Raw genomic sequence first — 13,397 nt, forward strand, 5'->3', positions numbered from 1 at the left:
CCCGCGCGGCCCGCCCGGGTCGGATCAGCAATTGACGAAAAGTGTCATAGCGCATCGGTTCCACGCTCGCCGGTGCGCACGCGCACAATGGTTTCCACGGGACTCACCCACACTTTGCCGTCACCGATCTTGCCGGTGCGCGCCGCCCGCACGATGCTGTCCACGACCTTGTCGACGATGGAGTCGTCGACGACGACCTCGATCCGCACCTTGGGCACGAAGTCGACGGAGTATTCGGCACCGCGGTAGACCTCGGTGTGACCCTTCTGCCGTCCGTAGCCCTGGATTTCGCTGACCGTCATCCCCAGGACGCCCGCGTCCTCGAGGCTGGTCTTCACGTCATCGAGCGTGAACGGCTTTACGATCGCGGTGATCAGCTTCATGACTGCTCTGCCTCCACTTTGTCGCCCACTCGGTCCTCCTTCACGCCGTTGCGGGTGTCCGCGACAGCGACCCGGGGCGGGAGCACCGAGCCGGTAGCCACCGCGAAATCGTAACCACTCTCGGCGTGCTCGGCCTCGTCGATACCCGTGGCTTCCGCTTCTGGGTTGAGGCGAAGCCCGATGGTGTACTTCAGGATCAAAGCCAGGATCAGCGTAATCACCCCAGAGTAGATGAGGACGCTGAACGCGCCGATCGCCTGCCGCTCGAGCTGGGCCCAGCCGCCGCCATAGAACAATCCCTTCGACACCCCGACCACACCGTCGATCGCCGGGCTCTCCGGGGCGGCGAGCAGGCCCACCAGCAGCGTGCCGGCCAGGCCACCGACCAGGTGCACCCCGACCACGTCGAGCGAGTCATCGAAGCCGAACTTGAATTTCAGGCCGACGGCCAGCGCGCACACCACCCCGGCGACCAGGCCCACGACCAGCGCGCCCAGGACGTTGACCGACGAACAGGACGGCGTGATGGCGACCAGGCCCGCGACAATGCCCGACGCCGCCCCCAGCGTCGTCGCCTTGCCGTCGCGGATGCGTTCGGTGAGCATCCAGCCGAGCATCGCGGTGGCCGTCGCGACCGTGGTGGTGACGAAGGTCGTCCCGGCGACGCCGTTGGAGCTGGTGGCCGATCCGGCGTTGAACCCGTACCACCCGAACCACAGCAATCCGGCGCCGAGCATCACGAACGGCAGGTTGTGCGGGCGGAACAGCGTGGTGGGCCAGCCGCGCCGCTTGCCCAGCACGATGGCCAGCATCAGGCCCGCCACACCGGAATTGATGTGGACCGCGGTGCCGCCGGCGAAGTCGATCGCGTGCAGCTTGTTGGCGATCCAGCCGCCGTGCTCGGAGGCGAAGCCGTCGAACGCGAAAACCCAATGGGCGACCGGGAAGTAGACGAATGTCGCCCACAGCCCGGCGAACACCAGCCAGGCGCCGAACTTCAGGCGGTCGGACACCGCGCCGGAGATCAGCGCGACCGTGATGATCGCGAACATCAGCTGGAACGCCACGAACACCGTGGCGGGCAGAGTGCCGGCGAGCGGAATGTCCGTTGCCGCAGTGCCTTTGCTCGGGTCGGCGGCCACCGCGTTGACACCGATGAGGCCCTTCAGGCCCCAGTAGGACGTCGGCTTGCCCATGAAGTTGCCGACGTCGTCGCCGAAGGCGACCGAATAGCCGTAGAGCACCCACAACACGGTGACCACGCCCATCGCGCTGATGCTCATCATGAGCATGTTCAGCACGCTTCTGGCGCGCACCATACCGCCGTAGAAGAACGCCAGGCCCGGCGTCATCAACAGCACCAGCGCGGAACTGGCCAGCATCCAGGCGGTATCGCCGGTGTTGGGCTGGCCCAGCATCGGGTATGTCACTCGCAATCTCCTCCGGTCGAGCCGCAATGGGACGTCAGACACGCGTCTGGTGACCTGATCCAGAAGATTGCGCAATGGTTGTTTCGGCGATGGTGCCGTCGTGTTTCGGCGGGATTAACGTCCCGCGCGCCGCCGCGGCGGTGTCAGCCGAGCAGCGCGTCGACGAAGGCGGCCGGTTCGAACGGCGCGAGGTCGTCGGGGCCCTCGCCGAGCCCGACCAGCTTGACCGGCACTCCCAGCTCCTGCTGGACCCTAAAGACGATGCCGCCCTTGGCCGTTCCATCCAGCTTGGTCAGGACGGCGCCGGTGATCTCGACGACCTCGGCGAACACCCGGGCCTGGGCCAGGCCGTTCTGCCCGATGGTGGCGTCGAGCACCAGCAGCACCTCGTCGACCGCGGCGCGCCGGGTCACCACCCGCTTGACCTTGTCGAGCTCGTCCATCAGCCCGACCTTCGTGTGCAGCCGGCCCGCGGTGTCGATGAGCACCACGTCGACGCCGGCGGCGATGCCCTTGTCGACGGCGTCGAACGCCACCGACGCCGGGTCGGCGCCCTCGGCCCCGCGCACCACCTCCGCGCCCACCCGCGACGCCCAGGTTTGCAGCTGATCGGCGGCCGCGGCCCGGAAGGTGTCGGCGGCGCCCAGGACGACGCGCCGCCCGTCGGCGACCAGGACACGGGCCAGCTTGCCGACGGTGGTGGTTTTCCCGGTGCCGTTCACGCCGACGACCAGCAGCACCGACGGATGGTCGGCGTGCGGCAGCGCCCGAATCGAGCGGTCCATGCCGGGCTGCAGCTCGGTGATCAGCACGTCGCGCAGCACGGCCTTCGCGTCGGCCTCGGTGCGCACGTCGCTGCCCGCCAGCCGAGCGCGCAACTGGGTGATGACCGATTCGGCGACGACGGGGCCCAGGTCGGCGACGAGCAGGGTGTCCTCGACGTCCTGCCAGGCGTCCTCGTCGAGGTCGCCGCCGCCGATCAGGCCCAGCATGCTGCGGCCGAAGGCGCTCTGCGAGCGGGCCAGCCGGCCGCGCAGCCGCTCCAGGCGGCCCTCGGGCGGCGCGATCTCCTCGATCGCGGGGGCGGCCGGGGCTTCAGGGGCCGCCGGGGCCGCGGGGGGTTCGGGCTCGGGCTCCGGGGCCGGCGGCGGCGGCGTGACGGTCTCGGGTTCGGGGAGGTCGACGTCGGAGATGGTGCGCCGGGGGGCGTCGCGCGGGATGGTGGCGTCGTCGCCCACCCCGGGCAGTCCGGTGGTGTCGAGGCGCTCCGCCGGCGCCACGGTCGGTGTCTGACTGAAGGTGATGCCCGAGGACGCGGTGTATCCGCCGGAGCGGTCGATCGCCCCGGGTTCGGTCCGGGTCGAGAAGCTGATCCGGCGCCGGCGGTACCGCAGCAGGCCGAGGACCAGCGCGACCAGGACGACGAGAACTATCAGGACCGCGAGCGCGATCCAAAGACCTTGGGACACGCTGACATTGTTTCAAGCGGGCCGGTGCCGGTCGGTCACCGGGGCGGCCGACCCGCTGATCAGGTCGCGACCAGCTGCTCCACCTGCTGGCCGCGCATCCGCTGGGAGATCACCGCGGTGATGCCGTCGCCCTGCATGGTCACGCCGTAGAGCGCGTCGGCGACCTCCATCGTCGGCTTCTGGTGGGTGATGATGATGAGCTGCGAGCGCGCCCGCAGCAGCTCGAACAGCGAGATCAGGCGGCGCAGGTTGGTGTCGTCGAGGGCGGCCTCGACCTCGTCCATGATGTAGAACGGCGACGGGCGGGCCCGGAAGATCGCCACCAGCATCGCCACCGCCGTCAGCGCCTTCTCGCCACCGGACAGCAGGGAGAGCCGGGTGACCTTCTTGCCCGGCGGGCGGGCCTCCACCTCGATGCCGGTGGTGAGCATGTCGCCCGGATCGGTCAGCCGCAGCCGGCCCTCGCCGCCGGGGAACAGCACCGTGAAGACCTCGGTGAATTCGCGCTCCACGTCGGTGTAGGCCTCGCTGAACACCTGCAGGATGCGGGCGTCGACCTCGTCGACCACACCGAGCAGGTCCTTGCGGGCCGCCTTGACGTCCTCGAGCTGGGTGGACAGGAAGTTGTAGCGCTCCTCGAGCGCGGCGAACTCCTCCAGCGCCAGCGGGTTGACCCTGCCCAGTTCGGCCAGTTCGCGCTCGGCCCGCTTGGCCCGCCGCTCCTGGGTGGCGCGGTCGTAGGGAATGGGGGCCGGCGCGAACACCTGCTCGCCGCGCTCCTTGGCCTGCTCGTATTCGGCCATCTCCAGGTCGCTCGGCGGCAGCTCGTTTTGCGGGCCGTACTCGGCGATCAAATCGGCGGGCGCCATGCCGAACTGCTCGAGCACCATCTGCTCGAGCTGTTCGATCCGCATCGCCGCCTGGGCGTTGGCCACCTCGTCGCGGTGCAGCGAGTCGGTCAGGGCGGCCACCCGGGCGCCCAGCGCGTTCACCTCGTCGCGTACCGCCGCCATCGCGGTCGCGCGCTGCTGGCGTTCGGCGGCCAGGGCGTCGCGGATCTTGGACGCCGAGTCGACGACCCCGTTCAGCCGCTGCGCCAGCAGCCGGCCGGAGTCGGCCACCGCGGCCGCCACCGCGGCGGCGCGCAGCCGCGCCTCACGTGCCTGCTGGGCCCGCACCCGGGCTTCGCGCTCGGCGGCGGCCGCGCGGCGCAGCGAATCCGCCCGCCCGCGTACCGCGTTCGCGCGTTCTTCGGCGGTGCGCACCGCGAGCCGGGCCTCCACTTCGACGCTGCGCGCGTTGTCGGTGGCGGCGGCGATCTGCTGACGGTTCACGGGTTCTTCCGCCGGGGCGTGCTGGGTCTCCTGGGCGTTGCGCAGGCGGGTTTCCAGTTCGGTGACTTCGGCGACGGTCTGGGTCCGGCCCGCCTCGAGCTCCTCGCGTTGCCGCAGCAACCGGCTCCACTCGTCCTCGGACATGCGGGCTTCCTGGCCGAGCCGCCCCAGCTGTTCGTACATCCCCGAGATGGCGCTGTCGGATTCGTTGAGGGCGGCCAGCGCCTGCTCGGCGGAGTCCTGACGGGCGGCCTGCTCGGTCAGCGCGCCGGACAGCGCCGCGCTCAGCTGGGCCACCCGGGCCTCCGCGGCGGTCAGTTCGTCGCTGGCCTTGTCGATCTCGGACGTCACCTCGAGCGTGGACAGCTTGCGGTCGGAGCCGCCACTCACCCAGCCGGCGCCCACCAGGTCGCCGTCGAGGGTGACCGCGCGCAACCGGGGATGCTCCGCCACCAGGGCCAGCGCCCGGTCCAGGTCGTCGACCACCGCCACGCCCGAGAGCATCGCCGTGATCGCCCCGCGCAGCCGCGCGGGAGCGTCGATCAAGTCGAGCGCCCACAGCGCCCCCGCCGGGGCGGCGTGCGGCGCGGGGTGATCGGCGGGCCAGTCTCCGAGCACCAGCGCGGCCCGGCCGCCGTCGGCTTGTTTGAGCGCGGCGACCGCGGACCGGGCCGCGCCGAAGCTTTCGGCGGCCAGCGCGTCGGCCGCCGATCCCAGCACCGCGGCCAGCGCCGCCTCGTAGCCGGAGCGAACCTTCACCAGGTTGGCCATCGGACCCAAAAGTCCTGTGCCGGAATGGTTTTGGGTGAGCCAGGCGGCGCCGTCCTTGCGTTCGAGGCCGACGGCGAGCGCGTCGATGCGGGCCCGCAGCGACGCGACCTGGCGTTCGGCGTCCCGCTCGGCGGACTGCAGTTCGGCCACCCGCGCGTCGGCCAACCGCAGCGCGGCCACGGTGCGTTCGTGGTGCTCGTCGAGGCCCATCTCGCCCTGATCGAGTTCCCCGACGCGCCCCTGCACGGTTTCGAATTCGGCCTTGGCCTGCTGGGCGCGGGCGGCGGCGGCTTCGATGCGTTCGGACAGCCGCGCGACGCTGTCGTCGATCGACTCGACGCGCGCCCGCATCGTCTCCACCTGACCGGCCAGGCGCGCCAGGCCTTCACGCCGATCCGCCTCGGCGCGCACCGCCGCCATGTGGGCCCGGTCGGCCTCGGCGGCCTCACGCTCGCGCTCGGCCAACTCGGCGCGGGCGCCATCGAGCCGGGTGCGCGCCGCGGTCAATTCCGCCAGCAGCCGCTGCTCGGCGACCGCGACCTGCTCGGCCTCGGCTTCCAATGCGTCGGGGTCGGTGTCGCCGGTCGCCACCGGCTCCACGTCGAGATGCTGGGCCCGCTCGCTGGCGATGCGCACGGTCGCGGCCACCCGCTCGGCCAGCGCGGACAGCGCGAACCAGGTGTGCTGCACCGATTCGGCGCGGCTGGAGAGCTCCCCGACCGCGGTTTCGTGCGCGGTGAGCTCCTCGGACGCCACGGCCAGCCGCGCGGAGGCCTCGTCGTGCTCGCGCCGCATGGCGGCCTCGGCCTCGAAGATGGCCTCGCGCTCGCCCTTGCGGTTGACCAGGTCGTCGGCGGCCAGCCGCAGCCGCGCGTCGCGCAGGTCGGCCTGGATCGTCTGGGCGCGACGGGCCACCTCGGCCTGGCGGCCCAACGGTTTGAGCTGACGGCGCAGCTCGGTGGTCAGGTCGGTGAGCCGGGCCAGGTTGGCCGACATCGCGTCGAGTTTGCGGAGGGCCTTTTCCTTGCGCTTGCGGTGCTTGAGCACGCCGGCGGCTTCTTCGATGAACGCGCGGCGGTCCTCGGGCCGCGATTGCAGAATCTCGTCGAGCTTGCCCTGCCCGACGATGACGTGCATCTCCCGGCCGATCCCGGAGTCGCTCAGCAGTTCCTGGACATCCATCAATCGGCAACTGCTGCCGTTGATTTCGTATTCGCTGGCGCCGTCGCGGAACATCCGCCGGGTGATCGAGACCTCGGAGTACTCGATGGGCAGCGCGTTGTCGGAGTTGTCGATGGTGACGGTGACTTCGGCGCGGCCCAGCGGGGCGCGCGACGAGGTCCCGGCGAAGATGACGTCCTCCATCTTGCCGCCGCGCAGGGTCTTGGCCCCCTGCTCCCCCATCACCCAGGCCAGGGCGTCGACGACGTTGGATTTGCCCGAGCCGTTGGGCCCGACCACCGCGGTGATGCCCGGCTCGAAACGCAGAGTCGTCGGCGAGGCAAAGGACTTGAAGCCCTTCAGCGTCAGACTCTTGAGGTACACGGCGAGCCAGACTACCGCTCAAAGCACCCCGGGCAGGCTCACCGAGGGGTGTCGGCCGGCCCGAAATATGCCGGCGGTGTCGCCGGGCGACGCACTGGTCACAGTGGTCACATCAGCCACGAGAGAACGCTCCCCCGCCCCGCGCGCCCGCGTCACCGCTCGACGAATCCCTCGAAGCGCTCCTGGGGCTCCGACCAATCGGCGACCACGTTGTCGACGCGTCCGGGCTGGGCGGGCCACGTCGCGCCGCCGCGCAGCAGCTCCAGCAGCTTTTCGCCGGCCTCCCGCGGCCCCTGGGCGACCACCAGCACGCGGCCGTCGGCCTGATTGGCCGCGTACCCGGTCAGTCCCAGCTCCAGCGCCCGGCAGCGCGTCCACCAGCGGAAACCGACCCCCTGGACGTTCCCGTGCACCCAGGCGGTCAGCCGGGCGTCAGGATCCGACATCGGTGACCTCGACGTCGACGGTGGTGCCGGACTTCAGGGTGCGCCCGACGGTGCACACCTGGTCGATGGCCCGGTTGACCACGACCAGCAGGCGCTCCTTCTCGTCTTCGGACAAGGCCGACAGGTCCAGCTCCAGCGTCTCCTCGAGCAGCGGATAGCGCTCCTGCTCGCGGTCGGCGGCGCCGGAGACCCTGATGACCGCCTTGTAGTCGTCGCCCAGCCGACGGGCCAGCGGCAGGTCGCTGGACATCCCGCTACAGGCCGCGAGCGCGATCTTGAGTAGCTCGCCGGGCGTGAACACGCCGTCGACGTCCTCGGAGCCGACGAGTACCTGCGCTCCCCGCGAGCTGTATCCCGTGTAGCGGCGAGTCCCGGTGCGCTCCACCCATAGTTCGGCCATGGCTCATTTCTACCGGGCGGCCACGTCGTGACGCGCGGGCATACTGTTTGGCATGGCCACCGTCGTCGCGTTCCACGCGCACCCCGACGATGAGGTGGTGCTCACCGGCGGCACCCTTGCGCGCGCGTCCGCGGCCGGACATCGCGTCGTCGTGGTCACGGCGACCGACGGGCGGGTGCACAACGAGGACGACAACCGGCTCGGTGAATTGCGGTCGAGCGCAAGCATTCTCGGGGCGCAGCGGGTGGAGTGTCTCGGCTACGCCGACAGCGGCTTCGGCCCGCTGTTCTACCCGGATCCGCCCGGGCGCACCCGATTCGGGCGGGCGGATCTCGACGAGGCCGCGGGGCGGCTGGCCACCATCCTTCGCGACGAGGACGCCGATCTGCTGCTGAGCTACCAGCCCAACGGCGGCTACGGCCACCGCGATCATGTGCAGGTGCATCGCGTCGGCAAGCGAGCCGCCGAGCTCGCCGCGATTCCCCGGGTCCTCGAGGTGACGATGCCGCGCGAAATGCTGCTTCGTGTCAGCGATCTCGCGCACCTGCTGCGGCTTCCCGGACCCTACGAACGCGACATCGTCCGGGGAGCGTATGCCCCACGCGCGACGATCACGCACCGGGTCAACGTCTTTCGGTTCGCGCGCCAGAAGCGGGACGCTTTTGCCGCCCACCGCTCCCAGATCGGCAGTTCGGGACTGGCGGCGCGCCTGTTCGGGCTACTGATGCGGTTGCCGCCCCAGGTGTTCGGCGCGCTGTTCAGCCACGAGTGGTTCGTGGATCCGGCGTTGCCCACGGGGACGCTGCGCCGCGACATCTTCGAGTGAATCTGTCTTGCCGCGAGAGTGCAGCTAGCGACGAGTTTCGCGAGGTGGTTTCACGCGGTGGATGCAACGGTGGGTGGTTTGGACAATAGTTCGTTGAGGGCTTCGGCGGGTGTATTCCAGTCCAGGGTTTGGCGTGGTCGTCCGTTGAGTTCGGCGGCGACGTAGTCCAGGTAGCCGGCGCCATAGACCGATAGGTCGGTGCCTTTCGGAAAGTATTGGCGCAAAAGCCCATTGGTGTTCTCGTTGCTACCGCGTTGCCACGGCGAGTGTGGATCGCAGAAGTAGATATCCAAGTCAGTGGCGTCAGCGATGGCGAGGTGGTTGGTCAACTCCTTGCCCTGGTCCCAGGTCAACGAGCGGCGTAGATGGTCGGGCAACTCGGCCATTTTGGCCACGATGGCGTTTTGCACCGCCAGGGCACCGTGGTCATCGGGCAGGTGCAAGAGCATGACAAAACGGGTGGTGCGCTCAACCAGAGTGCCAATCGCGGACCCCGATTTGGTGCTGCCCAGGATCAGGTCGCCTTCCCAGTGACCGGGGACGGCACGGTCGGCGACCTCGGGTGGGCGTTGGCTGATATTGACCATGTCGGGGATACGTCCGTGGCGGCGGGCCCCGGGCTGGTGCTGGGATCGGCGCACCGCGCGTTTGGTCCGCAGGCACCGATGCAGCTCGCGGCGCAACGAGCCGCGGCCCTGAACGTAAATGGCCTGGTAAATGGCCTCGTGGGACACCCGCATCTCCGGATCATCAGGGAAGTCGCGGCGCAGCCGCGCGGCTATCTGAGTTGGGCTATGCAACTGTTTTAACCGAGTCTGCACTTCGGCGTGCAGCCTGTCATTGATCGCGAGCTTGCGGGTCTTGGGGCGCCGCGCCCGATCAGCGGCACGGTCATGCGCCGACACGGCCAGATAGCGCACGCTCGCGGTCTTGCCGCTTTGGCGGGCCCCGAACGCCTCTTTGCGCCGATACCCCGATTTGCAGCCCGTATGGCGGTTACGCAACTCGCAGTTGCTGTCGATCTCACGCTTAATCGTCGATGCTGGCCGGCCCAACCGGCGCCCGATCGAGCGCAAAGATTCCTGGGCATGCACACCGGCCTGGATCTCGATGCGTTCCTGCAAGCTCAACCGCGGCCGGGGACCGCAGATATTCGGTGTCCTGAAACGGGGTTTCACCCCGCCAGCCTCACGGAACCACTGCCGACCCGTGCCTTGCGACACGCCGACGGCCACGCCCGCCGAGCCCGGATCAAGGCCCCGCCGAACACATTCCCAAAACACCGGAACCCGCGACCGCAACGTCCCATTGGCCATCGCAACACTCCTCACTCAGAAGATGTGTTGCATCCATCCCTTGAAATCAAGCGAGTGCAGGCGTCGCTAGTTGCACTCTCGCGGAAGATTCTTGGGCACTCACTCAAACACGCGGGCGCGGTTGACATTTCGGGCACGAGAACGACGAGCGGTTCATGAATTTCTCCCGGCGCATCACGGCGCCGCAGCGGCGGCAGCTCTCGCCTTCGCGGCCGTAGGCGTCCAGTGAGCGGTCGAAGTATCCGGATTCGCCGTTGACGTTGACGTACAGCGAATCAAACGAGGTCCCGCCCTTGGCCAGCGCATCACGCATCACGTCGGCGGCCGCGTCCAGCACGGCGGTCAGCTGCTTGCGGGTCAGCGTGTCGGCGATCCGCGCCCCGTGCACTTTGGCCCGCCACAGCGCCTCGTCGGCGTAGATGTTGCCGATGCCCGACACCACCTGCTGATCGAGCAGCTGGCGCTTGATCTCGGAGTGCTTGCGCCGCAAGACTTTTACGACGGCGTCGGCGTCGAACCGCGGGTCCAGCGGGTCGCGCGCCAGGTGCGCGACGGGTTCGGGGACCACGCTGCCGTCCACCTCGACCAGATCGGCGAGCATCCACCCGCCGAAGGTGCGCTGGTCGGCGAAGCTCAGTACGGTCCCGTCGTCGAGCAGCGCGGAGATCCGCACGTGGTCGGCGCGCGGCACCGTCCCGAGCAGCATCTGCCCGCTCATGCCGAGGTGCACGACGAGCGCCGCGTCGCTGTCGAGCAGCAGCCACAGGTACTTGCCGCGCCGGTCGGTGCCGGTGATCCGGTCATTCAGCAGCCGGGCGGTGAGGTCCGCGGGCCCCGCCTCGTGGCGGCGCACCGCACGCGGGTGGTGCACCCGGACGGCCGTGATCGTCTTGCCCACGACATGGGCGTGCAGGCCGCGGCGCACCACCTCGACTTCGGGCAGTTCGGGCATCGATTCAGCTGCCGGGAACGGTGTCCAGCGCTTCCAGCGCCTTCCAGGTCGCCGCGGCCGCCTTCTGCTCGGCTTCCTTCTTGGAGCGGCCCACGCCGGAGCCGTATTCGGTGTCCGCCACCACGACCACGGCGGTGAATTCCTTGTCGTGGTCCGGGCCGGTGGAGGTGACGACGTAGGACGGCGCGCCCATGCTGCGCGCCGCGGTCAGCTCCTGCAGGCTGGTCTTCCAGTCCAGCCCGGCCCCCAGCGTCGGCGCGGCATCCAGCAGCGGGCCGAACAACCGCAGGATCACTTCGCGCGCCACGCCGATCCCGTGCTCGAGGTAGATCGCGCCCAGCAGCGATTCCATGCCGTCGGCCAGGATGCTCGACTTGTCCGCGCCGCCGGTGTTCGCCTCCCCGCGCCCCAGCAACAGGTGCACCCCGAGGCCCCCCTCGCACAGCTTTCGCCCGACATCGGCCAGCGCCTGGGTGTTGACGACGCTGGCCCGCAGCTTGGCCAGGTCGCCCTCGCTGCGGTCGGGGTGGCGGTGGTAGAGCTCGTCGGTGATGGTCAGGCCCAGCACGGCGTCGCCGAGAAACTCCAGCCGCTCGTTGGTCGGCAGCCCGCCGTGTTCGTAGGCGTAGCTGCGGTGCGTCAGCGCCAAGGACAGCAGTTCGTCGGGCAGCTCAACCCCGAGGGCGTCGAGCAGAGCCTGCCGTGAGCTCACCGCTCACCCCGCGATTCGTCCGAATCGGGGGTGAACATGCCCGCCAGCTTGGCCCACCGCGGGTCGATGCTGTCGTGCTGATGGCCGGGCTCGGCGGACAACGCCACCCCGCATTCGGGGCACAGCCCCGGGCAATCCGGCGTGCACACGGGCGAGAACGGAAGTTCCAGCCCCACCGCGTCGACGATGGACTGCTCGAGGTCGATGGTGTCGTCGACGATGTGGCCGACCTCGTCTTCCTCGGTGGTCGCCTCGGTGGTGCTGTCCGGGTAGGCGAACAGTTCGGTCAACCGGACCTGCACCTGGCCGTCGAGCGGGGTCAGGCAGCGCGCGCATTCGCCGGCGGTGGGCGCGGTCACCGTCCCGGTCACCAGGACGCCCTCCGACACCGACTGAACGTGCAGGTCCAGTTCCAGGGGCGCGCCGGCCTCGATCGCGATCATGTCCAGCCCGATGCGTGCCGGGCTGGGCACGGTGTTCCGCAGGGTCACCATCGCCCCGGGCCGACGCCCGAGCCGGGTGATGTCGAACGTCATCGGCCCAGACAGCCGTGGCGCACCGCCGCGAGTCGATGATGTGCTGTGCCGGCGCGTCATATCCGAAATCCTACGGCGCCGGCCGCACAATTCCAGGGCGCGCCCGCCGGGTGAACGGGCCGGGGACGCTAGCGCACCGCGTAGTCGTGCGTGCCGGCCGCCGTCCGCAGTTGGTGGCGGCCGCGCCCCACCGACCGAAGGGTGCCGTTGAGGAATTCCTCGAACTCGGCGAGCTTGTTGTCGACGTAGATGTCGCATTCGCCCCGCAGCCGGTCGGCCTCGGCGTGCGCCGAGTCGATGAGCCGGGTGGCCTCGGCGTTGGCCGCCTCGACCACGCTGTTCTGCGAGACCAGGCGCTGCTGTTCTTTGATGCCCTCTTGCACGGCCTTCTCGTAGGAGATGTTGCCGTTTTCGAGCAGCCGGTCGGCCTCGGCCTGGGCGCGGCCGACGCTGGCCTCGTAGTCGCGTTTGGCCGCGGTGGCGATGCGCATCGACTCCTCGCGGGCCTCGCCGACCATGCGTTCGCTGTGCTGGCGGGCTTCGCTCACCATCCGGTCGGCCTGCGCCTTCGCGTCGGACAGCAGCCGGTCGGCCTCCGCGCGGGCGTGGTTGAGCATCGACTCCGACTCGGTGGTCGCCGAGTCGACCATGGACTCGGAATGCGTCTTGGCGTCCTGCAGCATGGAATCGCGCGCGTCCAGCACGTCCTGGGCGTCATCCAGCTCGCCCGGAATGGCGTCCTTGATGTCGTCGATCAGCTCCAGCACATCGCCGCGGGGCACCACGCAGCCGGCCGTCATCGGGACGCCGCGGGCTTCTTCGACAATGGCGCTCAATTCATCCAGCGCTTCAAACACTCGATACACGGCCGTACCCTCCTGGCGTCTGCAAAACTCCTGTTGTTACCAGTGTGCCTGGTGTTGTCTCTGTGACAGCGGTGGCGACGCCGGTGTGTCGGGTATTTGCCCGTTCGCGGCGCCCTAAACGCCCTGGCGCGGCGGCCCCGGTGGGGGCATGGTGAGTGAGTTTCATGCGAAAGCGCCCGTTCACGCTGTTTTCGCGGCGGCGACGGCCGCGCGAGATGGTTCGTCCATATTCGTCGCCGGGCCCCGCCGCTGAAGCGTTTGCCCGGGTGTGGGTTTTGCGTCGACGCGCCCGGACTCGGCTATTTGCCAGCGATTCTAGGTGGCCGCGAGCCGCCCCACCCGCGGACCCTGCTCCCTAATACCCCCAAGGGGTATAGTCCGATGCGTCGGAACAGGCTCACCTCGCGCCAG

Annotated in this window: 12 protein-coding genes; 1 reads left to right on the forward strand and 11 read right to left on the reverse strand. The window is 69.6% G+C overall.

All coding sequences use genetic code 11. The features are described from left to right. Nucleotides 1-44: 44 nt before the first annotated feature. The 6 genes from glnB to AC0KS4_RS17195 all read right to left on the reverse strand — a co-directional run bounded on the left by glnB (nt 45) and on the right by AC0KS4_RS17195 (nt 7,778). Nucleotides 45-383 carry a nitrogen regulatory protein P-II gene (gene glnB / locus AC0KS4_RS17170; protein WP_003878721.1) on the reverse strand — a complete coding sequence of 113 codons (339 nt, stop codon included), beginning with the start codon at nt 381-383 and terminating at the stop codon, nt 45-47. Then, on the reverse strand, nt 380-1,801 hold the full coding sequence (locus AC0KS4_RS17175; protein ID WP_238957345.1) for an ammonium transporter: 1,422 nt from the start codon (nt 1,799-1,801) through the stop codon (nt 380-382). The genes glnB and AC0KS4_RS17175 overlap by 4 nt, the downstream gene beginning before the upstream one ends. 155 nt (nt 1,802-1,956) lie before the next feature. Then, nucleotides 1,957-3,282, reverse strand: a complete 1,326-nt coding sequence (gene ftsY / locus AC0KS4_RS17180) for a signal recognition particle-docking protein FtsY (RefSeq protein ID WP_238956493.1) — start codon at nt 3,280-3,282, stop codon at nt 1,957-1,959. A gap of 59 nt (nt 3,283-3,341) precedes the next feature. Then, complete coding sequence (gene smc, locus AC0KS4_RS17185) at nt 3,342-6,932, reverse strand: chromosome segregation protein SMC (RefSeq protein WP_238956494.1); 3,591 nt, start codon at nt 6,930-6,932, stop codon at nt 3,342-3,344. A 152-nt stretch (nt 6,933-7,084) separates the two neighbouring features. Then, entirely contained in the window at nt 7,085-7,378 is a 294-nt protein-coding gene (locus AC0KS4_RS17190) for an acylphosphatase (protein WP_225330624.1), read from the reverse strand. Beyond that, nucleotides 7,365-7,778: an OsmC family protein gene (locus AC0KS4_RS17195; RefSeq protein WP_225330623.1), complete on the reverse strand. Its 414-nt coding sequence runs from the start codon at nt 7,776-7,778 to the stop codon at nt 7,365-7,367. Before AC0KS4_RS17195 ends, AC0KS4_RS17190 begins: the two co-directional genes overlap by 14 nt. Nucleotides 7,779-7,830: 52 nt before the next feature. Here AC0KS4_RS17195 and AC0KS4_RS17200 point away from each other — a divergent pair, with 52 nt between their 5' ends. Next, nucleotides 7,831-8,604: a PIG-L deacetylase family protein gene (locus AC0KS4_RS17200; RefSeq protein ID WP_238956495.1), complete on the forward strand. Its 774-nt coding sequence runs from the start codon at nt 7,831-7,833 to the stop codon at nt 8,602-8,604. 50 nt (nt 8,605-8,654) lie between these two features. Here the strand turns inward: AC0KS4_RS17200 and AC0KS4_RS17205 are convergent, their stop codons facing one another. The 5 genes from AC0KS4_RS17205 to sepIVA form a co-directional block, all read right to left on the reverse strand. Next, nucleotides 8,655-9,920: an IS30 family transposase gene (locus AC0KS4_RS17205; protein ID WP_238956496.1), complete on the reverse strand. Its 1,266-nt coding sequence runs from the start codon at nt 9,918-9,920 to the stop codon at nt 8,655-8,657. Nucleotides 9,921-10,023: 103 nt separating this feature from the next. Continuing rightward, on the reverse strand, nt 10,024-10,872 hold the full coding sequence (gene mutM, locus AC0KS4_RS17210) for a DNA-formamidopyrimidine glycosylase (RefSeq protein WP_238956497.1): 849 nt from the start codon (nt 10,870-10,872) through the stop codon (nt 10,024-10,026). A gap of 4 nt (nt 10,873-10,876) precedes the next feature. Further along, entirely contained in the window at nt 10,877-11,584 is a 708-nt protein-coding gene (gene rnc / locus AC0KS4_RS17215) for a ribonuclease III (RefSeq protein WP_008258944.1), read from the reverse strand. Next, the gene (locus AC0KS4_RS17220) at nt 11,581-12,180 is read right to left on the reverse strand and encodes a YceD family protein (RefSeq protein WP_238956498.1); all 600 of its coding nucleotides are present in this window, start codon (nt 12,178-12,180) and stop codon (nt 11,581-11,583) included. Before AC0KS4_RS17220 ends, rnc begins: the two co-directional genes overlap by 4 nt. A 68-nt stretch (nt 12,181-12,248) precedes the next feature. Further along, nucleotides 12,249-12,986, reverse strand: a complete 738-nt coding sequence (gene sepIVA / locus AC0KS4_RS17225; RefSeq protein WP_067168872.1) for a cell division protein SepIVA — start codon at nt 12,984-12,986, stop codon at nt 12,249-12,251. Nucleotides 12,987-13,397 lie beyond the last annotated feature (411 nt).

Source organism: Mycobacterium sp. NTMscope_MAC_12, assembly GCF_976985675.1.